This window comes from Saccharothrix sp. 6-C, from assembly GCF_016695385.1.
In the GTDB taxonomy this organism is placed as follows: domain Bacteria; phylum Actinomycetota; class Actinomycetes; order Mycobacteriales; family Pseudonocardiaceae; genus Actinosynnema; species Actinosynnema texasense.
Genome location: NZ_CP064192.1, coordinates 1,978,793 through 1,997,334, shown reverse-complemented (window position 1 = coordinate 1,997,334; position 18,542 = coordinate 1,978,793). Strand labels below are relative to the sequence as shown.

Genomic DNA, 18,542 nt, shown 5'->3' with positions numbered 1-18,542 from the left:
CCACCGCCATAGTCCCCCTCACGCCCCAGCCCGGTCAGTGGACTCGACGGCTCTCCGGGGGTCCCAGGTAGCTCGACCTGAGACCTCCTGAGTCCACGACCAGCTTCTGGACCACCACGGTGGGGTCGACCATCCAGAACTTGAGCGTGTGCGCGCCCGCGTCCAGCCGGTGCCCGGTGGCGGTTCGGTTGACGTTGTCGGAGGTGTTGCGCTCCCACTGGCGGTTCATGGTGGTGTCGTCCGCGCCGGTGGCGGCGGTGATGTCCACGACCTGCGGCGGCTGGTCGTCGAACGACACCGCGTACCGCAGGCCCGGGCCCGGCAGCACGGGGTTGCGCGGCGACAGGTGCGCCCACACCGTCACCGGCCCGTCGGACCGCACGGTCAGGTCGTACTCCAGCCGCGGCCCGGTCCGGGTCAGCGGCTCACGGCTCGGCGCGGTCACCGGGAACGGCTCCATGGCGTCGCCCGGGCGGCCGAGGTCGGGTATCCGCCGCCACCGCACGCCGTCGCCGTCCACGACCCGGGTCGCGTTGGCGGCCTCGATCGACACGTACCCGTTGGCCTCCACGAATCCCCGCGGCGCCACCAGGTCGTGCTCGACCACCGCGTGCACGGTCACCAGCACCCCCGCGCCGGTGATCTTGATCGGGACGGTGGTCCGGCCCTTCGGCGCGCGCGACCAGTCCACCCGCACGTCGAGCCGGACCTGGTCGTCGACCGTGCCGTGCGGCCGGTCGACGTGCAGCCAGGCGGCGCCGGGCGTGGCCCAGTAGTCGAACGGGATCGTGCCCCGGTTGAACACGTCGACGTACTGGCCCGGCTGGGACTGGTGCGGGCTGAACGCGGGCAGCGCCGGCGACCCGCCGGCCGCCGGCCACCACTGGTCCGACCCGTCCACGGCCACGCCCATCTCGGCCACCTGCGGCAGGTCGACGCGTTCGACGGCGGGGAACACCGCGTCCGGCAGCGCTTCGCCGTCGCGCTCGGGCTGCTGCCACGACGCGGTCGGCCCGTACCGGGCCACGTCGCCGTAGCCGATCTTCGGCTGGGTCTGGAAGCCGTGCCACTTGCCGCCCGCGAGCACGGTGTCGTAGTGGTCCGACATCGCCCGGTCCTCGGCGAACCGCGCGTCGGTGGCGTCGGCCAGCGGGTTCGCCGACGCACGGCCCTGCTTCGCGTAGAGCAGGTTGGTGAACTCCGCCAGCCGCAACGCGTACAGGTTCGCCGTCGCCTTCACCGGGTAGTGCACCAGCTGGTGGTAGGCGTCCAGCGACGTCTGCGGCAACGCGCCGCGGATGCGCTCGGCCCGGTCCGCCAGCCGCTGCCACTGCCCGGTGACGCGGTCGATCTCGCGGTAGTCGGTCAGGCTGAACGGTGAGGCCCGGTCGTCGTAGGTGATCGCGGACCCGGCGTCGGAGGCCTTGCGGTTGAGCAGTTCGGGTTTGCGGAGGGACTGGAGGGTGGCGTACTCGCGCAGCACCGAGGCGATCTCGCCGGCGTGGCGCGGGCCGAAGTTCTGCGCCGCGTAGCGCTTCTCCCACTCCCCCAGCTCCTCCACCGGCCAGCGCCGCGGGTCCCAGGCGTAGTCGAGGAAGAACTGCAGCGGCAGCTCGTTGCCCTTCAGGTCGCCGGCGTTGACGACCCAGAGCCGGTCGACGCCGTACTCGTAGGACTGGTGCAGCTGGTCCCACGCGTTCGGCAGCAGGGTCGTGTCGACCCACTTGTAGCTGCGCCCGCCGCCGACGTAGTCGAAGTGGTAGTAGAGGCCGTAGCCGCCGGCGCGCTCGGGCAGCGACGGGTCGGGCAGCTTGCGCATGTTGCCCCAGTTGTCGTCCGCGAACACGACGGTCACGTCGTCCGGCGGCCGGAGCCCTTGTTCCCAGTAGCGCTGGACTTCCTTGTAGAGGGTCTGCACCTGCGGGGCCGCCGAGAGCCCTTCGCGGTCGAGGATCTCCCGCTGGGCGGCGAGGATCTCGCGCATCAGCTCGATGCCGTCGCCGTCGGGCAGGCTCACGTCGCCGTTGCCGCGCATGCCGAGGGTGATCACGCCCTCGAAGCCCTCGGCCTTCATGCGCCGCGCGCCGTCGGCCCAGTACCGCTCGATGGCGTCGCGGTTGCGGCGGAAGCTCCACTCGCCGTTGCCGCCGTACGGGTCGCCCGTGCCCGCCTCGGAGTGCCGGTTCCACTCCTCGATGCCGCGCATCATCGGCGCCTCGTGCGAGGTGCCCATGACGACGCCGTACTCCTTGGCGGTCGCGTGGTTGAGCGGGTCGTCCTCGGCGAACGCCCGGCCCCACACCGCGGGCCACAGGTAGTTGGCCTTGAGCCGCAGCAGGGTCTCGAAGACCTTGGCGTAGAAGTGGTGGTTGAAGCCCGCGGGGAAACCCGGCGCGTGGCCGCCGCCGAAGTGGCGCGGCGCCCAGCGGCCCAGCGCCGGGTTCTCGTCGTTGACGAAGAACCCGCGGTACTTCACCGCGGGCGTGCCCTGGCCGTGCCGGCCCGGCAGCACGTGCAGCTCGGCGCGGTGGGCCGGGGGGACGTCGGCCCACCAGTGCCAAGGTGACACGCCGATCTCGCGCGAGACGTCGTACGCGCCGAAGATCGTGCCGCGCTGGTCGCTGCCCGCGATGACGAACGCGCGCCGCACGCCCGGGATCGGGTCGTGCACGACCTGCTGGAGCGAGGTCTCCCACCGGCCCGCGATGGTCGACACGTCGAGCTTGCCGCGCTCCACCAGGCCGTCGATCAACGGGCTCCGGCCGACCGTGCCGACGATGACCACGTCGCCGCGCGGCGCCGCGGTCCGGCCGGACGTCCCGTCGAGGGTGGCGACCTCCGGCCGGACGCCGGTGACGCGCTCGACGTCGTCGCGCAGGTCGCCGACGACCCGCACGACGCCCGGGTGGTCGGCGTCGCTGACCAGGATGGCGGCGGCCCTGCCCCGGGACGCCAGCGGGAAGCGTCCCGGTCCGGGTCGGTCGACGACGTAGCCCTCGACCCGGCTCGGGCCGTTCGGGGTGGGGCTCGCCGCCGCCGGCGCCGCGGGCGCGAGGAGCGCCAGCGGCACCAGCAAGGGCACTAACCTCATGGTCACCTCATCGTGACGTGGTGGTCACCGGGGTCACGAGCACGCGGTCGTGCCCGACCACGCGCGGCTCGCCGGTCACCTGGACCGGGTGCTCCCAGCGGATGTCCTCGCTCGATCGGCCGACCTGCAGCACGACCTGGCCGGTCTCGACGACCCGCTTGCCGTCGCGGCCGGTGAACGAGGTGCGGTCGGCGTGCAGCCGGAACGTCACCTCGGTGGCGGCGCCCGCGTCCAGCTCGACCCGGGCGAACCCGACGAGCTGGCGCACCGGGCGGGTCACGCTCGCGACCGGGTCGTGCAGGTAGAGCTGGACGACCTCGGCGCCGGACCGGTCGCCGGTGTTGCGCACCAGGCACGACACCTCGACCTCGCCGTCGGCCGGGAACTCCGCGCCGCCGGTGAAGTCGGACAGCTCGAACGTCGTGTACGACAGGCCGTGCCCGAACGGGAAGGCGGGCGACGGGTCGACCGAGCTGACCCCGCCCGGACCGCCGAGCGGCGGGTGCAGGTAGGTGGTCGGCTGGCCGCCGGAGCCGCGCGGCACCTGCACGGGCAGCCTGCCGGACGGGTTGACCCGCCCGCTGAGCACGCCGGCGACCGCGCCCGCGCCCTCCTCGCCGGGGAAGAAGGCCTGGACGATCGCGGCGGGCCGGGTGCCCGCCACGTCGGCGCCGGGCCCGGTGTAGCGCCCCAGCGCGTACGGGCGGCCGGTCAGCAGCACCAGCACGACCGGCACGTCCAGCGCCAGCAGCCGGTCCAGCAGCTCGCCCTGCACGCCGGGCAGGTTCAGGTCCTCGGCGTCGCAGCCCTCGCCGGACGTGCCGCGGCCGAACAGCCCGGCCCGGTCGCCCAGCACGGCCAGCACCACGTCGGCCTCGCGCGCCACGGCGACGGCGTCCTCGATGCCCGACCGGTCGAGGCCGTCGACCTCGCAGCCCTTGGCGGTGGACACCTCGGCGCCCGGGAACTCCTTCAGCACGGCCTGGACCATCGTGTCCATGTCGACGCCGAGCGGCACGTCCGGGTGCTGCACGCCCACGTGGTTCGGGAACGCGTAGCAGCCCATCAGCGCCAGCAGGTCGTCCGCGCACGGTCCGACCACGGCGACCTTGCCGGTGTCGGCCAGCGGCAGCACGTCCGAGGCGTTGTCCAGCAGCACCACGGAGCGCTCGGCCATCGTGCGGGCCAGGTCGCGCAGCGCGGGCGGGTCGAGGTCGACCGGCTCGCCGCGCAGCACCGCGGGCGACTCCGGCTGCCAGCCCTCGTCGAGCAGGCCGAGCTCGCACTTCTGGGTGAGCACGCGGACCACCGCGCGGTCCACCAGCGCCTCGTCGACCTGCCCGGACCGCACCAGCTCGGCCAGCGGCTCGCCGAAGCAGCGCACGCTGGGCAGCTCGACGTCGATGCCGGCGGCCAGGGCCAGCGAGGCGGCTTCACCGGGCGAGCCGGCGACGCCGTGCGCGGTCTCCAGGAACGACACCGCGAAGTAGTCCGCGACCACCACGCCGGTGAAGCCCCACTGCTCCCGCAGCAGGTCGTGGAGCAGGGTCGGGTCGGAGGCGGCGGGCACGCCGTCGACCTCGGCGTAGGAGTTCATCACCGAGCGGGCGCCACCCAGGCGCAGGGCCATCTCGAACGGCGGCAGCACCACGTCGGCGAACTCGCGCGGGCCCATGTGGACGGGCGCGTGGTTGCGCCCGCCGCGCGAGGCGGAGTAGCCCGCGAAGTGCTTGAGCGTGGCCACGATCCCGCTGGACTCCAGGCCCTTGGTGTAGGCGGCACCGAGGAGACCGACGAGGTACGGGTCCTCGCTGATGGTCTCCTCGGTGCGTCCCCAGCGCGGGTCGCGCGACACGTCGAGCACCGGCGCCAATCCCTGGTGGACGCCGACGTCGCGCATCACGAGGCCCACCTCGCGTGCCATCCGCTCGACCGTCTCCGGGTCGAAGGACGCGCCCCACGCGAGCGGGGTCGGGAAAACGGTGGCCTGCCACGCGGTGAAACCGGACAGGCACTCCTCGTGAGCCATGGCCGGGATGCCGAACCGGGTGTTCGCGACCAGCTTGCGCTGGGTCTCGGCCAGCACCTTCGCGGCCACCAGCGGGTCGATCGGCCCGGTGCCGAACACGCGGGTCAGCTGCCCGAGGCCGGGCTTGGTCAGCTCGTCCCACGGCGGCAGCGGCTCGGCGAACTCGTGCTGCGCGGGGGCGACCTCCTCACCCTCGGAGATGCCCACCCACACGCCCACCAGCTGGGCCAGCTTCTCCTCCAGGGTCAGCTCGGCCAGCAGGGCGGCGACCCGCTCACCGGTCGGCCTTCCGGGATCGGCCCAGGGGTTCAGCACGGCGGCTCCTTCGTTGACGATCGGACGACGAGTTCGGTGGCCAGTTCCACCCGTTCGGTCTCCACGGGGCGACCCGCGATCAGGTCGGCGAGCATGCGGCCCGCGTGGCGGCCCATCTCGGTGAGTGGCTGGCGCACGGTGGTGAGGGCGGGCGAGGACCACACCGCGACCGGCAGGTCGTCGAAGCCGACCACGCTCAGGTCGTGCGGCACGGACAGCCCGACGACGCGGGCCGCCTCGATCACGCCTAAAGCCTGCTCGTCGTTGCCGGCGAAGATCGCCGTCGGCCGGTCCGGCAGCGCCAGCAGCTCGGCCGCGCGGCGGAACCCGCCCTCGTGCTTGAAGTCCCCGTGCTTGACCAGCTCGGGGTTGAACGCGATGCCCGCGCGGTCCAGCGCGGCGCGGTAGCCGTCGACCCGCGCGCGGCTGCACAGCATGCCGGCCGGTCCGCCGATGACGCCGACCCGGCGGTGGCCGAGGCGCAGGAGGTGCTCGGTGGCGGCCAGGCCGCCCGCCCAGTTGGTGGCGCCGACGCTGGGCACGTTCGGCTGCGGCAGGTCGACCGGGTCGATGACCACGACGGGGATGCGGGAGTTGGCCAGCACCCGGCGGTCGGCGGCGGTCAGCTGGGAGGTGACCAGGAGCGCTCCCGCGCGCCTGGCCTCGACCAGCGACGCCGCCCACGACGTGTGCTGACGGGGTTTGTCGGTGGACGACACCACGACGTGCAGCCCGGTGTCGACGACGCCACGGATGATCTCCACCGCCCAGGGGCTGTCCAGGGCGGTGAACACGAGGTCCACCAGCAGATGACCGGAGGCCCTGCGGGACCCGACCGGCACGTAGTCATACTCGGCCAGGAGCTGCCGCACGCGGGCCCGGGTCTCTGCGCCGACGTCGTCCTTCCCGTTGAGGACTTTGGACACCGTCGGGAGAGACACCCCCGCTGCTGCAGCAATCGTGGCCAACGTGGCTCGACGCATGGCCCGATAGTATCGAAACTCGATCGAAACACAAGAGTGACCTCTTGACGTGCAGAAACGTCACCTGGACGCGCCGAATGGTGACGCTTGACACCGGTTGGACACGGGCCTAAGGTCTGCGCAAGTCGTGGATGTTTCGAAATGTTTCGATGCCACGAACAAATCCGCAGCGTGGCAGAAGGGTGGCGGTCGCATGTCCCGCCGTTCATGGGTGCGTCCCCTCATCGCGATGGGGCTCGTCGCCGTGACAGCAGTGGTGTCCGCGTGTGGCACGTCCGGTCCGGGCGAGACCACCAGCGGCGCCCTCAAGATCTGGGCGCTCGAGGACCCGGTCCTCAACAAGATCGAGAACAAGTCGATCGACTCGTTCAAGGCGGGTGGCGGCAACGCCTCGCTGGAGACGTTCGGCAACGACCCGTACAAGCAGCGGCTCCGGGTGGCCATCGGCTCCCCGCAGGCCCCCGACCTGTTCTTCAACTGGGGCGGTGGCAACCTCAAGGAGTACGTCGACGCCGGCAAGGTGGCCGACCTCACCTCCGTGCTCGAGGAGAACAAGGCCGTCAAGGACGCGTTCATCCCGAGCGTCCTGAACGGCGCCAAGCTCGGCGACAAGTACTACGGCGTGCCGATGCGCGGCATGCAGCCGGTGCTGCTGTTCTTCAACAAGAAGGTCTTCAGCGAGGCCGGCGCGAAGCCGCCGACCACGTGGGACGAGCTGCTCACCGCCGTCGACACCTTCAAGGCGAAGGGCATCACCCCGATCGCCCTCGCCGGCACGCAGGCGTGGACCGAGCTGATGTGGGCCGAGTACGTGCTCGACCGCGTCGCCGGCCCCGAGGTGTTCAAGAACATCCGGGACAAGGGCCCCGAGGGCTGGAAGGACCCGGCCGTGGTCGAGTCCATGACCAAGCTCAAGGACCTGATCGACCGCGGCGCGTTCGGCAGCAGCTTCGCCTCCGTCGGCTACGACGCCGGTGGCGCGTCGACCATCCTGGCGCAGGGCAAGGCCGCCATGCACCTCATGGGCTCGTGGGAGTACACCAACCAGCTCGACCAGAGCCCGGACTTCGTGAAGAACGGCGACCTGGGCTGGGTGGCGTTCCCGTCGGTCCCCGGCGGCAAGGGCGACGCGGGCAACCTCGTCGGCAACGTGAGCAACTTCTACTCGGCGACCCAGGACTCGAAGAGCCTGGACGCGGCCAAGAAGTTCGTCACCACCGAGCTGCACAAGGACTCCTACGTCGAGGCGCTGATCGAGGCCGGTGACGTCCCGCCGGTGGTGGGCGCCGAGGAGAAGCTGAAGAAGTCGCCGAACCCGGAGTACGCGTCGTTCATCTACGACCTGGTGCTGGACTCGAAGAACTTCCAGCTGTCCTGGGACCAGGACCTCCCGGCCGACGACGCCACCTTCATGCTGACCCAGCTCCAGGAGTTCTTCCTGGGCAAGGTCTCGCCGCAGCAGTTCGTCGACGCGGTGGCCGCGCGCTGATGTCGTCCCAGCGGCCTTCGGCCTGGTATGCCGTGCCGGCGTTCGGATTCTTCGCCCTGTTCGCCGTGTTGCCCATGCTGCTCGTGATCTACCTGAGCTTCACCGCTTGGGACGGTCTGGGCACGCCGGCGCTCAACGGGGGCGAGAACTGGTCCCGGCTGCTCGAAGACAGCGAGGCGCGTGCCTCGGTGTGGCGGACCCTGGTGCTGATGGTCGTGTCGTGGCTCGTCCAGACCCCGATCGCGTTGCTGATCGGGGTCTGGGCGGCCGGCAAGCAGCGGTCCCGGGCGGTGCTCAGCTCGATCTTCTTCCTCCCGCTGCTGCTGTCCACGGCCGCCATCGCGTTGTTGTGGCAGGCGCTGCTCGAGCCGAACTTCGGCGCGTTCGTCGGCGGACCGCTGTTCCTGGGCGACCCCGACATCGCGCTCTACACGGTGGTGCTCGTCATCTCGTGGCAGTTCATCCCGTTCCACACCCTGCTCTACCAAGGTGCGGCGCGGGCGGTGCCGCCCTCGCTGTACGAGGCGGCGACCATCGACGGCGCGTCACGGGTGAGCAAGTTCCGGCACATCACGCTGCCGCAGCTGCGGTACACCATCGTCACGTCGTCGGTGCTGATGCTGGTCGGCTCGCTGACCACGTTCGACACCGTGCTGATCCTGACCAACGGCGGACCGGGCACCGCGACCCGCATCCTGCCGCTGCACATGTACATCACCGGCTTCAGCGGGTTCGAGATGGGCTACGCGAGCGCGATCGCGGTCGTGCTGGTCGTCCTCGGCACCGCGCTGTCGCTGGCGGTCATGCGCTGGAGCGGGTTCCGCCAGATGACCAGCCAGCAGGAGGGGTCGTGAAGTCTCGTCCCAACTGGCCCGCCGGGATCTTCGCCCTGGTGTGGCTGGCGATCGTCGTCGGGCCGCTGCTCTACCTGGTCACGGTGTCGCTGCGCTCCCGCGCCGAGTACCTCGGCAAGAGCGTGTGGGCGATGCCGGACGCGTTGTCGCTGGACAACTACGTCACCGTGCTGACCGGCGGCTTCGGCCAGTACCTGCTGAACAACGTGATCGTGACCGTCGCGACGGTGGCGATCGTGGTGCTGGTGACGGTGCCCGCCGCGTACGCGGTGGTGCGCAACACCAGCCCGTTCGTGCAGCGCGGGTTCACCCTGCTCCTGATGGGCTTGGCGATCCCCGCGCAGGCCACGATCATCCCGGTGTACCTGATGATCACGCGGATGCAGCTGTACGACACGTTGACCGCGATCATCCTGCCGACGGCGGCGTTCGCGCTGCCGGTGGCGATGCTGGTGCTGGTCAACAGCCTGCGCGACGTGCCGCGCGAGCTGTACGAGGCGCAGGCGATCGACGGTGCCGGCCCGATGCGGGTGCTGGTGTCGCTGGTCCTGCCGCTGGCGCGGCCGGCGATCATGACGGTCGTCGTCTACACGGCGCTCAACGCGTGGAACGGGTTCCTCTTCCCGCTGGTGCTCACCCAGTCGGAGTCGTCCCGGGTGCTCACCCTCGGGTTGTGGGACTTCCAGGGGCAGTTCGGCACGAACGTGCCCGCGCTGCTCGCCGCGGTGACGCTGTCCGTGCTGCCGATCTTCGCGGTGTACCTGATCGGCCGGCGGTTCCTGCTCAGCGGCCTCACCGCCGGTTTCGGCAAGTAGCACGTCCGGACCGGAGGGACGCTCATGCCCGACGACCCGACCGTTCCGGTCACCGGTTCCGCCGCCGTCGCACCCGCGACGGCGGCGGAACCCCCGCTCCGGCGGCTCGCGGAGCCGCACGGCCTCGCGCTCGGCACGGCCGTCGACCTGACGGCGTTGGCCGAGGACCCCGCGTACCGGGCGTGGGTGGCGGAGCAGTTCGACACCGTCACGGCCGAGAACGCCATGAAGTGGGCCGAGCTGGAACCGACCCGCGGCCGGTACGAGTGGGGCCCGACCGACGCGTTCTTCGCGTTCGCCCGGGCCAACGGGCAGCGCGTGCGCGGCCACACGCTGGTCTGGCACAACCAGAACCCGGCGTGGCTGGCCGACGTGCCGCCCGACGAGCTGGGCGACGTGCTGAAGACCCACGTCCAGACCACCGTGCGGCGGTTCAAGGGCCGGGTCTGGCAGTGGGACGTGGTGAACGAGGCGTTCGAGGACGACGGGACGCTGCGCGACACCGTCTGGCTACGGGCGCTCGGTCCCGGCTACCTCGCGGACGCGTTCCGGTGGGCGCACGAAGCCGACCCGGACGCGCTGCTGTTCTACAACGACTACGACGTCGAGGACGTCAACGCCAAGAGCGACGGCGTGTACGACCTCGTGCGCGAACTCGTGCGACAGGACGTGCCGATCCACGGCGTCGGCGTGCAGGCCCACTGCTCGGTGCGGCACGCGCCGACGACGCTGCCGGAGAACCTGCGGCGGTTCGACGCCCTGGGGTTGCACACCGCGGTGACGGAAGCCGACGTGCGGGTGGCGCTGCCGTCCGACCCGGTGAAGGCGCAGGCCCAGGCGAACGTCTACCGCTCGCTGCTGCGGGCGTGCCTGCTAACGCCGCGCTGCCTGTCGTTCACGGTCTGGGGGTACACGGACAAGTACTCCTGGGTGCCCGGGTGGTTCGAGGGTGAGGGTGCGGCCGGCATCCTCGACGAGAACTTCGCCGCGAAGCCCGCTGATCGGGCCCTGCGCGAGGACCTCTCGTTCGGCGGCGCACGCCGCCGGAGCTGACCCGACCGGGGCTCGGGCCCGCACACCTCTCCCAGCGGGCCCGAGCCCCCCACCCCACCACGGCCGTCCGGAACGCTCAACTCGCCTGTCCGGAACGTAGGACACGCGCGTCCGGAACGTAGGACACGCGCGGCGTGAACGTACGACTCTCGCGCGTGTCCTACGTTCGGAACGGGTGTGTCCTACGTTCGGAACGGGTGAGTTGAACGCTCGCACGGGCGCGGACGAGGTCGGTGGCGGTCCGGTTTCGAGCCGGATCGGTGACCGCGTTGCGGTAGCCTCGACGGTGCGGCCGAGTGGGAGCAATCGGACATTCGACAGTTTCGATCACAATGTCGAACGTTTCGAACGCGTTACGGACACGCCAAGTGACGAACGACCCACCACCGCTCCCCCGCGTCTAGCGGCCAGAACTGGGCGGGGCTGCCGTAGACTGCCCCCATGCCGACCAAAGCCGACCCGTCACCCTCGGATGGCACAGCCTCGGGCAAGATCACCATTGCCGCCATCGCGGCCGAAGCCGGGGTCTCGGTTCCGACTGTTTCGAAGGTGATGAACGGTCGCGCCGACGTCGCGCCGCACACCCGCGAACGGGTCGAGGCGATCATCCGGCGGCACGGCTACCAGAGGCGGGCGGACGAGCGGTCGCGGCGGTCCAACCTGGTGGAACTGATGTTCCACGAGCTGGAGAGCGCCTGGGCGCTGGAGATCATCCGGGGCGCCGAGCAGGTCGCCTCCGAGCAGGGCCTGGCGCTGGTGCTGTCGGAGTCGCAGGGCAGGCTCACCCCCGGCCACGGCTGGCTCGAAGGCGTCATCGCCCGCAAGCCCCTGGCCGTGATCTCCGTCTTCTCCGACCTCACGTCCTCGCAGCTGGCGAAGCTGCGCGCGCGGGACATCCCGGTCGTCGTGGTCGACCCGATCGGGGAACCCCAGCTGGAGACGCCCTCCATAGGAGCCACCAACTGGAACGGCGGCCTGACCGCCACCCGCCACCTCATCGAGCTGGGCCACCGCCGCATCGCCATGATCGGCGGCCCGGAACGGGTCCTGTGCAGCCGCGCCCGCGTGGACGGCTACCGCGCCGCGCTGGAGACCGCGGGCCTGGCCTACGACCCGGACCTGGTCCGCTACGGCGACTTCCACGTCGAGTCCGGTCGGGCCCAGTTCGCGCCGCTGCTCGACCTGCCGGACCCGCCCACCGCGGTCTTCGCCGGGTCGGACCTGCAGGCCCTCGGCGTCTACGAGGCGGCACGAGCGGCCGGCCTGCGGATCCCGGAGGACCTCAGCGTCATCGGTTTCGACGACCTCCCGGTCGCGCAATGGGTGGGCCCGCCGCTGACCACGGTCCGGCAGCCGCTGCAGGACATGGCCGCGGCGGGCACCCGTCTCGCCATCACGTTGGCACGTGGTGAAGAGCCCGAACACCGCCGAATCGAGCTTGCCACCACGCTGGTGGTGCGTCAGAGCACCGCCGCGCCACGCTGACGAGCCGCCTCTAGTGGTGGTGGCCCGGTTTCTGGACGTAGGTGCACCCCTCCGCCTCCGCGGGCAGGGTGTGGCCCACGTCCGCACCGGGCTCCACCGGTGTGCAACGCAGTTCGTGCAGTCCCAGCAGCTCCAGGCCGAGCGTGCCGCTCAGCGCGAAGCCGTTGCCGAACCCGAAGTCCGGGTTGTCCGACACCTCGCCGCCGGCCAGCGCCCCCTGCCAGGAGCGCTGGAAGTCCGGCAGCTTCTCGCGCTGGAACACGACCAGCCCGAGCCGCTCGTAGGGCCCCGCCTCGCACGTCGCCCACTCCGCCACGTACGGCGCGTAGAGCTTCGCCCGCAGCGGGCCGACGAACTCGGCGAACTCCTCCATCGTGCGAGGCACCACGTCGTCGCACTGCCCGGTCTTCTCCTGCACCCACTCCCCGACCGCGGCGGGCGTGCCCAGCGGCGGGCCGAGGGCGTTGGAGCCCAGGCCGGTGGAGTCGGTCGCCGCCGAAGAACAGGCGACCGACCCCACCAGGAGCGCGACCAGGGCCGCGCACCGACCCAACATCAGGCCGCGGCGCAGGAAGCGCCGTTGAGGGCGAACGACGACGGGTTCGCGGGTGTCCCCTGCGACGTGCCGTTGAACCCGAAGCTCACCGTCTGGCCCGGCTGGATGTTCTGGTTCCAGGTGGCGCCCTTCGCGGTGGCCTTGCCCGCCGCGACGGCGACCTCGGCCGACCACGCCTGGCCGATCCCCTGACCCGTCGGGACGTCCCAGACCAGCTGCCACGCGTTGACCGCGCTGGTGCCCGTGTTCTTCACCGACACGTTGGCGGTGAAGCCGCCGGACCACGAGCTGGGCACGTTGTAGGTCACCGCGCAGGCGCCCGGCGTCGTGCCGCCGCCCGTGCCGGTCCGCACCGACACCGCGGTCGACGGGGGCGAGGTGTTGCCCGCCGCGTCCCGCGCCACCACGTAGAACTGGTACGCGGTGTCGGCGGTGAGGCCGGTGACGGTGGCCGTGGTGCCCGAGGTCGTCGCGACCGCCACGTCGGTGGCGCCCGCCTCGCGGTAGACCTGGTAGCCGCTCACGCCGGTGTTGTCCGACGCCGCGGACCAGCTCAACGACACGGAGTTCGCGGTGGCGGTCGCGGTGGGCGTGCCCGGGGCCGTCGGCGCCTGGGTGTCACCGCCGCTGTTGCCGCCGCTGAAGACCACGTCCGAGCAGCTGTAGAACGCCTCGGGGCTGTCGTTGCGCTGCCAGATCGAGTAGATGATGTGGCGGCCGCTCTTGTTCGGCAGGGTGCCGTTCCAGGAGTACTCGCCGCCGACCGCGACCGGGTTGGTGATGCTGTCGAACGGCGCCGGCTCCAGGTCCGACCACTTCAGCGGCTGCGTGACGTCGAAGCCGTCCTTGGTGACGTACTGGTCCCAGGTGCCGGGGTGCGGCGCCCACGCGTTGTACTTGAAGTTGATCCGGGCGCCGGCCTGCAACGTGGTGACCGGCCAGTCGGCGCGGGCCAGGTTGTAGGCGTCGTACTTGGTCGTGGGGCCGCACAGGTCGCCGTCGGCGATGATCTCGCGGTGCTTGCCGCCGGCCAGGCTGATCAGGTTGCCGTACCAGTCCCACAGCGGCTGCTTCCCGCCGATCTGCACCGCGGCGACGCACGCCGGGTTCGTCGGGTTCAGGTCACCGCCGCCGCTGCCCGCCCTGCCGTCTTCGTAGCAGGCGTAGGTGCGGCTTGCGGGGTACGTCATCGACCCGTGTGCCAACGCCACGCCGCTCTGGACGACGACGCTGGTCACACCGACGATACCGAGCGCGGCGAGTGCCAACGCCCCAAAGCGCTTGAGTCGCAAGGACCTTCTCCTTCAGATCGACGGTGATCTGTGAACCACAGGACTGGGAGCGCTCCCAGAATCACGATCGCATTACCGGTGACGCCACGTCAACGGCCCGTTTCAACTGGTGGCCACCGGGTACCGCTCGACCATGCGCATCGCGGTGGTCGGTCAGATAGCCCGTGACCTGGTCTTGGTGGTGCCCGAGGTGCCCGGACCGGGTGCCCGCGCGGGGGTCCTGGAACGTCGGGAAATGCTCGGCGGGAAGGGCGCGAACATCGCCCGGGGCACGAGGCAGCTCGGCGCAACGGCCGCGCTGGTCGGCGTCGTGGGAGACGACCGGGAGGGCCGCCTGCTGGTCGAGCGGCTCGACGCGGACGGCGTAGCGACGTCCGCCGTGGTGTGCCGGGCGGGCGTGCGGACCGCCCTGATGGTGGACCTCGTGTGCGACGGCGCGTACCGGTACCTGGAGGACGTGCCCGAGCCGACCTTGGTGACGGTGGACGACGTGCGGGCGGCGGCGTCGACGTTGGCCGGCGCGGACGCGGTGGTCGTGCAGCTCCAGCAGCCGGCCGAGGCGGCGCTGGCGGCGGTCCGCGCGGCGACCGGGCTGGTCGTGCTGGACGGCGCGCCGGCCGGGCGCGAGGCCGAGCTGCTGGCCGCGGCGGACGTGGTGCGGGCCGACCACCACGAGGCGGAGCTGGTGACGGGGCGGTCGATCACCGGGGCGGACGCGGCCGTGCGGGCGGGGCGGGAGCTGCTGGCGCGCGGGCCGTCGGTGGTGGCGCTGGAGGTGCCGGGCGAGGCCAACGTGCTGACGTGGGCCGAGGGCTCGGTGGTGGTCCCGCTGACCGAGGAGGAGGTCGTGGACACGACCGGCGGCGGTGACGCGTTCGTGGCCGCGTTGACCGTGGCGCTGGTGCGCGGTGACGACCCCGCGGACGCGGGCCGGCTGGCCACGGCCGCCGCCGGCCGCGCGGTGGGCCACCCCGGCGGGCGGACGGACCTGACGGGGCTCGCGCTAGCCGCGCGTCAGCTCGGCTAGGTACTGGAAGAACCGGTGCGCCGGCCCGAGGTGGCTCGGGTCCTCGGTGAACATCGCGCGGTGCACGTAGGCGTAGAAGACGACGGCCGGGCCGTCCGCGAGGACGAACCTGGTCAACGGGTGCTCGGCGCCGGGGCAGTGCTCGGTCCCGCGCGGGATGACGCGGACCGTGACGTCGGCGCGGTCGACGGCGGAGCCCTCCAGCACGTAGGCCGTGCAGCGGTCGGCGTCGAGCTGGTCGAGGGACGGGTGGAGGCCCAGCGGCGCGTAGACGTCGATCCGCTCGGCGGTGCGGCACAGCACGTTGATCACGCTGGTCGCCTCGGCGCCCCAGGCGCACCACATGGTCGGGTCCGGGCTCGGCGAGGCGGCGACGCCGTCCTCCAGGCGCTGGATCCGGTGCGGGGACTGCCTGGTCCGTGAGGCGAGCTCGGCCACGGTCAGGCCGGCCGCCTCGCGGACCCGGCGCAGTTCGAGGCCGAGCAGGCGGCCACGCAGCGTCGGCTTGTGGTCCATCAGGTCATCACCTCGGCTGCGGGACACTTCTCGTGCGTGACCCGAAGCTATATTGATAATTATCCCGATGTCGACTCATCGGACGGGTGCGGTGTCGCTACCCTCTGCATCGCTCCGGGCCACCGAATCCGACGGGACGAGGACATGGGCGACGACGCCCCGATCTCCAGCACCGTGCAGGCGTGGGAGCTCGGGTTGAGGCTCCGGGACCACCGGGACCGGCTCGGGCTCACGGCGGCGGCGGTCGGCAAGTCCACGGGCATCGGCGGCACGAACCTCTCCGCGATCGAGTCCGGCAAGCGCCGGCTCACGGCGGCGAAGCTCGGCGACCTGGCCGACGCGTACGAGCTGGCCGAGGACGAGCGCGCCGGGCTCGAGGCGCTGCGGGAGCAGACCGAGCGGCGGGAGTGGTGGTACGACTACGCCCGCCTCTACTCGGACGATTTCCTGCGGCTGCTGGGCCTGGAGGCGGGGGCCGCGAAGGTCTGCGAGTACGCGCCGGACATCATCCCCGGGCTCCTGCAGACCGCCGACTACGCGCGGGCGGTGGTGCGGGCCGGCACGCCGTACATCCGGCCGGTCGACGTCGGCCCGAGGCTGGAGACGCGGCTGGCGCGGCAGGGCCGGCTGGACGGCGAGCACCCGGTGCGGCTCGACGTCGTGCTGGGCGAAGCGGCGTTGCGGCAGCTCGTCGGCGATCCCCGCGTGATGCGCGGGCAACTCGCCCACCTGCTCGACGTCCTCGACCGCAAGGGCGGTCACGTCCGGGTCCGGGTCATCCCGTTCGCGGCGGGGGCGCACCCGCTGCTCGGGGCGGCGTTGAAGATCCTTTCCTTTGGCTCCAACAGGCTCGGCGACCTGATGTACCAGGAGACCGCGATCAGCGGTGTCATCATCGACAAGCGCCAAGTGATACTCGAGTCGACGGCGAGCTTCGCGGAGACGTTCGACCGAGCGCTCGGCGACCGCGACTCGCGGGAGTTCATCGACGCGGTCTACCACGAGATGGAGCGGTTCTGATGCCCTACAGCCCCTCGGCCACGGCGCGTGGTTGGTTCAAGAGCAGCTTCAGCACGGCGTCGGGTGACTGCGTCGAGGTCAGGTTCGACGGCGACGTGGTCCAGGTGCGGGACACCAAGGACCAGGGCAGCGGACCGGTGCTCACCCTGGCCGCCCCCGCGTGGGACGACTTCCTGCGCCGGTTGCTGTCGGGTTCGGTCGAGGAGGACGGCGCGTTGACGGTCCTGCCGGCGCCGCGCGGCGGCGCGATCCTGCGTGCGCGCGAGGACGGCGCCGCGCTGCGCTACACGCGCGGCGAGTGGGAGATGTTCATGCGGGGCGTGCGCGCGGGCGAGTTCAGCCACTCCGCCGTCGTCGCCCGCGCCAGTTGACGGACGCGACCCGACGGGGAACGCGGCGGAAGCAGACCCCTTATGGACGAGCGCCAAGCGGTTCCGTAACCTGTCCGAGACCCTGGGCGGGTGTAACCCGTTCGGGGACCCAGCCGGCTCAAGGAGGATTGCGCGAACCGTGGCGTCGAAATCCGCTCAGCGCACCGCCCGCGCAGCCCTGACGGCCACGGCCGTCTCCGCGCTGCTCGGCGCCGCCCTGCCCCTCCCCCACGCCGCGGCCGACCCCGAGACGCCGTCCGACGCCTCGGCGGCGTTGCAGAAGTACAACGACCTCTCCCACCAGGCCGAGGCGCTGAACGAAGAGCACCTGCGCGCGCAGGAGACGCTGTCCAACGCCCAGGGCTCGCTCGACCAGGCCAACCGCGACATCACCACGGCCCAGCAGGCGCAGGAAGCGCTGCGCGGCCAGGTCGACCTGCTCACCGAGGCCTCCTTCGAGGGGGCGCGGTTCAACGAGCTGTCCGCGTTGCTCGTCAGCGACTCGCGGCAGGACTTCCTCAACCGCATGTCCGCCCTCGGCGTGCTGGCGGGCGACAACGCGGAAGCCCTGCAAGGGCTCAGCGACGCCGTCGACCTGGCCAACGACGCCGCCCGCCGCGCGACCGAGGCCGCCGACGCCGCGAACCAGGCCATCGCGGACATCGACCAGCGCAAGGCCGCGCTCGACGGGCAGATCACCGAAGCCCGCGAGGCCTACCGCTCGTTGAGCTCGGCGGAGCGGGCCGCGCTGAACAACGCGGGCGACATGAGCGCCATCCCCGTCCCGGCGGGCAAGGCCGGCGAGGCGCTGGCGTTCGCGCTCGCCCAGCGCGGCAAGGACTACGTGTACGGCTCGAACGGCCCGAACACCTGGGACTGCTCCAGCCTCATGCAGGCGGCGTACCGGTCGGTGGGCATCGCGATCCCGCGCACCACCTACAGCCAGGCCACCATCGGCCGGCAGGTGTCGCGCAACGACGTCAAGGCCGGCGACCTGATCATCTACTACTCCGGCCAGACGCACGTGGCCATGGCGATCGACGGCATCCGCGCCGTGCACGCGTCCACCGAGGGCGTGCCGGTGAAGGTGCAGGACATCGAGTCCATCGGACCGGTGAACGTCATCCGGCGCGTGGTCGGCTAGCGCCTGCCCGGTCGGGCGCGCGGCCGGGATCGGGCAGGTCACGGCCGGTGGACGAGTTGCACCGGTCCTGACGGGCGCTCACAGTTCTCCTGGGCCTAGGCTGGACGCGGTTGAGCAGGCAGCCGCACCTGCCGACCACACCCAGGGGTGGACATGGACGATTTCACCGATGCCGTCGCGCTCACGGCGCGCGAGGTGTCCACCGGCGTGGTGGTCGTCGCCGTGGCCGGCGAACTGGACATGGCGACGGTGCCCGAGGTGGAGCAGTACGTCCGCGACCGGCTCGGCGACGCGAGCCGGGTGCTCGTGCTCGACCTCTCCGGCGTGACGTTCCTCGGGTCGACCGGCATCAACCTGCTGATCGCCCTGCGGGCGGCGTGCGACGAGGCCGGGGTGGCGCTGCGGTTGGTGGCGACGACGAAGGCCGTGCTGCACCCGTTGGAGCTGACGGACCTCACCGACCACTTCACCATCGTCACGGCGGTGAGCGAGGCAGGCTGAC

At 71.7% G+C, this 18,542-nt stretch carries 16 protein-coding genes; 10 read left to right on the top strand and 6 right to left on the bottom strand.

Annotated elements, in window-relative coordinates; all coding sequences use genetic code 11:
- Positions 1–34: 34 nt before the first annotated feature.
- The 3 genes from IOD16_RS09275 to IOD16_RS09265 are packed head-to-tail and all read right to left on the bottom strand — an operon-like array spanning position 35 to position 6,418.
- On the bottom strand, positions 35–3,091 hold the full coding sequence (locus IOD16_RS09275) for a glycosyl hydrolase 115 family protein (protein ID WP_201439699.1): 3,057 nt from the start codon (positions 3,089–3,091) through the stop codon (positions 35–37).
- A gap of 7 nt (positions 3,092–3,098) precedes the next feature.
- Positions 3,099–5,435, bottom strand: a complete 2,337-nt coding sequence (locus tag IOD16_RS09270; RefSeq protein ID WP_201439698.1) for a glycoside hydrolase family 3 N-terminal domain-containing protein — start codon at positions 5,433–5,435, stop codon at positions 3,099–3,101.
- On the bottom strand, positions 5,429–6,418 hold the full coding sequence (locus tag IOD16_RS09265) for a LacI family DNA-binding transcriptional regulator (protein WP_053716050.1): 990 nt from the start codon (positions 6,416–6,418) through the stop codon (positions 5,429–5,431). The genes IOD16_RS09270 and IOD16_RS09265 overlap by 7 nt, the downstream gene beginning before the upstream one ends.
- Before the next feature lie 193 nt (positions 6,419–6,611).
- Between IOD16_RS09265 and IOD16_RS09260 the strand changes: the two genes are divergently transcribed.
- The 5 genes from IOD16_RS09260 (at position 6,612) to IOD16_RS09240 (ending at position 12,114) form a co-directional block, all read left to right on the top strand.
- Positions 6,612–7,907 carry an extracellular solute-binding protein gene (locus tag IOD16_RS09260; RefSeq protein WP_201439697.1) on the top strand — a complete coding sequence of 432 codons (1,296 nt, stop codon included), beginning with the start codon at positions 6,612–6,614 and terminating at the stop codon, positions 7,905–7,907.
- Positions 7,908–7,939: 32 nt separating this feature from the next.
- A complete protein-coding gene (locus tag IOD16_RS09255) occupies positions 7,940–8,761 on the top strand; it encodes a carbohydrate ABC transporter permease (RefSeq protein ID WP_236594848.1) in 822 nt (273 codons plus the stop codon).
- Positions 8,758–9,576: a carbohydrate ABC transporter permease gene (locus IOD16_RS09250; RefSeq protein ID WP_123742640.1), complete on the top strand. Its 819-nt coding sequence runs from the start codon at positions 8,758–8,760 to the stop codon at positions 9,574–9,576. Before IOD16_RS09255 ends, IOD16_RS09250 begins: the two co-directional genes overlap by 4 nt.
- A 24-nt stretch (positions 9,577–9,600) precedes the next feature.
- Positions 9,601–10,629 carry an endo-1,4-beta-xylanase gene (locus tag IOD16_RS09245; protein WP_201439696.1) on the top strand — a complete coding sequence of 343 codons (1,029 nt, stop codon included), beginning with the start codon at positions 9,601–9,603 and terminating at the stop codon, positions 10,627–10,629.
- A 441-nt stretch (positions 10,630–11,070) separates the two neighbouring features.
- On the top strand, positions 11,071–12,114 hold the full coding sequence (locus IOD16_RS09240) for a LacI family DNA-binding transcriptional regulator (protein WP_053716045.1): 1,044 nt from the start codon (positions 11,071–11,073) through the stop codon (positions 12,112–12,114).
- A gap of 10 nt (positions 12,115–12,124) precedes the next feature.
- Here IOD16_RS09240 and IOD16_RS09235 read toward each other — a convergent pair whose 3' ends face one another.
- Both IOD16_RS09235 and IOD16_RS09230 read right to left on the bottom strand, forming a co-directional pair.
- Positions 12,125–12,670 (bottom strand): hypothetical protein, encoded by a 546-nt coding sequence (locus tag IOD16_RS09235; RefSeq protein WP_201439695.1) that lies wholly within the window; start codon positions 12,668–12,670, stop codon positions 12,125–12,127.
- Positions 12,670–13,962 (bottom strand): lytic polysaccharide monooxygenase, encoded by a 1,293-nt coding sequence (locus IOD16_RS09230; RefSeq protein ID WP_201439694.1) that lies wholly within the window; start codon positions 13,960–13,962, stop codon positions 12,670–12,672. The genes IOD16_RS09235 and IOD16_RS09230 overlap by 1 nt, the downstream gene beginning before the upstream one ends.
- A 133-nt stretch (positions 13,963–14,095) precedes the next feature.
- Between IOD16_RS09230 and IOD16_RS09225 the strand changes: the two genes are divergently transcribed.
- A complete protein-coding gene (locus IOD16_RS09225; RefSeq protein WP_201439693.1) occupies positions 14,096–14,989 on the top strand; it encodes a PfkB family carbohydrate kinase in 894 nt (297 codons plus the stop codon).
- Here IOD16_RS09225 and IOD16_RS09220 read toward each other — a convergent pair.
- Complete coding sequence (locus IOD16_RS09220; protein ID WP_201439692.1) at positions 14,966–15,505, bottom strand: Scr1 family TA system antitoxin-like transcriptional regulator; 540 nt, start codon at positions 15,503–15,505, stop codon at positions 14,966–14,968. The two genes, IOD16_RS09225 and IOD16_RS09220, sit on opposite strands and share 24 nt — an antisense overlap.
- Positions 15,506–15,649: 144 nt before the next feature.
- Between IOD16_RS09220 and IOD16_RS09215 the strand changes: the two genes are divergently transcribed.
- From IOD16_RS09215 to IOD16_RS09200, 4 genes are all read left to right on the top strand, one after another.
- The gene (locus IOD16_RS09215; RefSeq protein ID WP_201439691.1) at positions 15,650–16,525 is read left to right on the top strand and encodes a helix-turn-helix domain-containing protein; all 876 of its coding nucleotides are present in this window, start codon (positions 15,650–15,652) and stop codon (positions 16,523–16,525) included.
- Positions 16,525–16,896 carry a DUF397 domain-containing protein gene (locus IOD16_RS09210; RefSeq protein WP_201439690.1) on the top strand — a complete coding sequence of 124 codons (372 nt, stop codon included), beginning with the start codon at positions 16,525–16,527 and terminating at the stop codon, positions 16,894–16,896. The genes IOD16_RS09215 and IOD16_RS09210 overlap by 1 nt, the downstream gene beginning before the upstream one ends.
- A 139-nt stretch (positions 16,897–17,035) precedes the next feature.
- A complete protein-coding gene (locus IOD16_RS09205; RefSeq protein ID WP_201439689.1) occupies positions 17,036–18,040 on the top strand; it encodes a C40 family peptidase in 1,005 nt (334 codons plus the stop codon).
- Between the two features lie 153 nt (positions 18,041–18,193).
- A complete protein-coding gene (locus tag IOD16_RS09200; protein WP_148088746.1) occupies positions 18,194–18,541 on the top strand; it encodes an STAS domain-containing protein in 348 nt (115 codons plus the stop codon).
- Position 18,542: the final 1 nt, after the last annotated feature.

Coding starts and splice junctions, on each gene's coding strand:
- IOD16_RS09275 (WP_201439699.1), bottom strand. CDS start 3,091: ATGAGGTTAGTGCCCTTGCTGGTGCCGCTGGCGCTCCTCGCGCCCGCG.
- IOD16_RS09265 (WP_053716050.1), bottom strand. CDS start 6,418: ATGCGTCGAGCCACGTTGGCCACGATTGCTGCAGCAGCGGGGGTGTCT.
- IOD16_RS09260 (WP_201439697.1), top strand. CDS start 6,612: ATGTCCCGCCGTTCATGGGTGCGTCCCCTCATCGCGATGGGGCTCGTC.
- IOD16_RS09245 (WP_201439696.1), top strand. CDS start 9,601: ATGCCCGACGACCCGACCGTTCCGGTCACCGGTTCCGCCGCCGTCGCA.
- IOD16_RS09240 (WP_053716045.1), top strand. CDS start 11,071: ATGCCGACCAAAGCCGACCCGTCACCCTCGGATGGCACAGCCTCGGGC.
- IOD16_RS09235 (WP_201439695.1), bottom strand. CDS start 12,670: ATGTTGGGTCGGTGCGCGGCCCTGGTCGCGCTCCTGGTGGGGTCGGTC.
- IOD16_RS09225 (WP_201439693.1), top strand. CDS start 14,096: ATGCGCATCGCGGTGGTCGGTCAGATAGCCCGTGACCTGGTCTTGGTG.
- IOD16_RS09220 (WP_201439692.1), bottom strand. CDS start 15,505: ATGGACCACAAGCCGACGCTGCGTGGCCGCCTGCTCGGCCTCGAACTG.
- IOD16_RS09215 (WP_201439691.1), top strand. CDS start 15,650: ATGGGCGACGACGCCCCGATCTCCAGCACCGTGCAGGCGTGGGAGCTC.
- IOD16_RS09210 (WP_201439690.1), top strand. CDS start 16,525: ATGCCCTACAGCCCCTCGGCCACGGCGCGTGGTTGGTTCAAGAGCAGC.
- IOD16_RS09200 (WP_148088746.1), top strand. CDS start 18,194: ATGGACGATTTCACCGATGCCGTCGCGCTCACGGCGCGCGAGGTGTCC.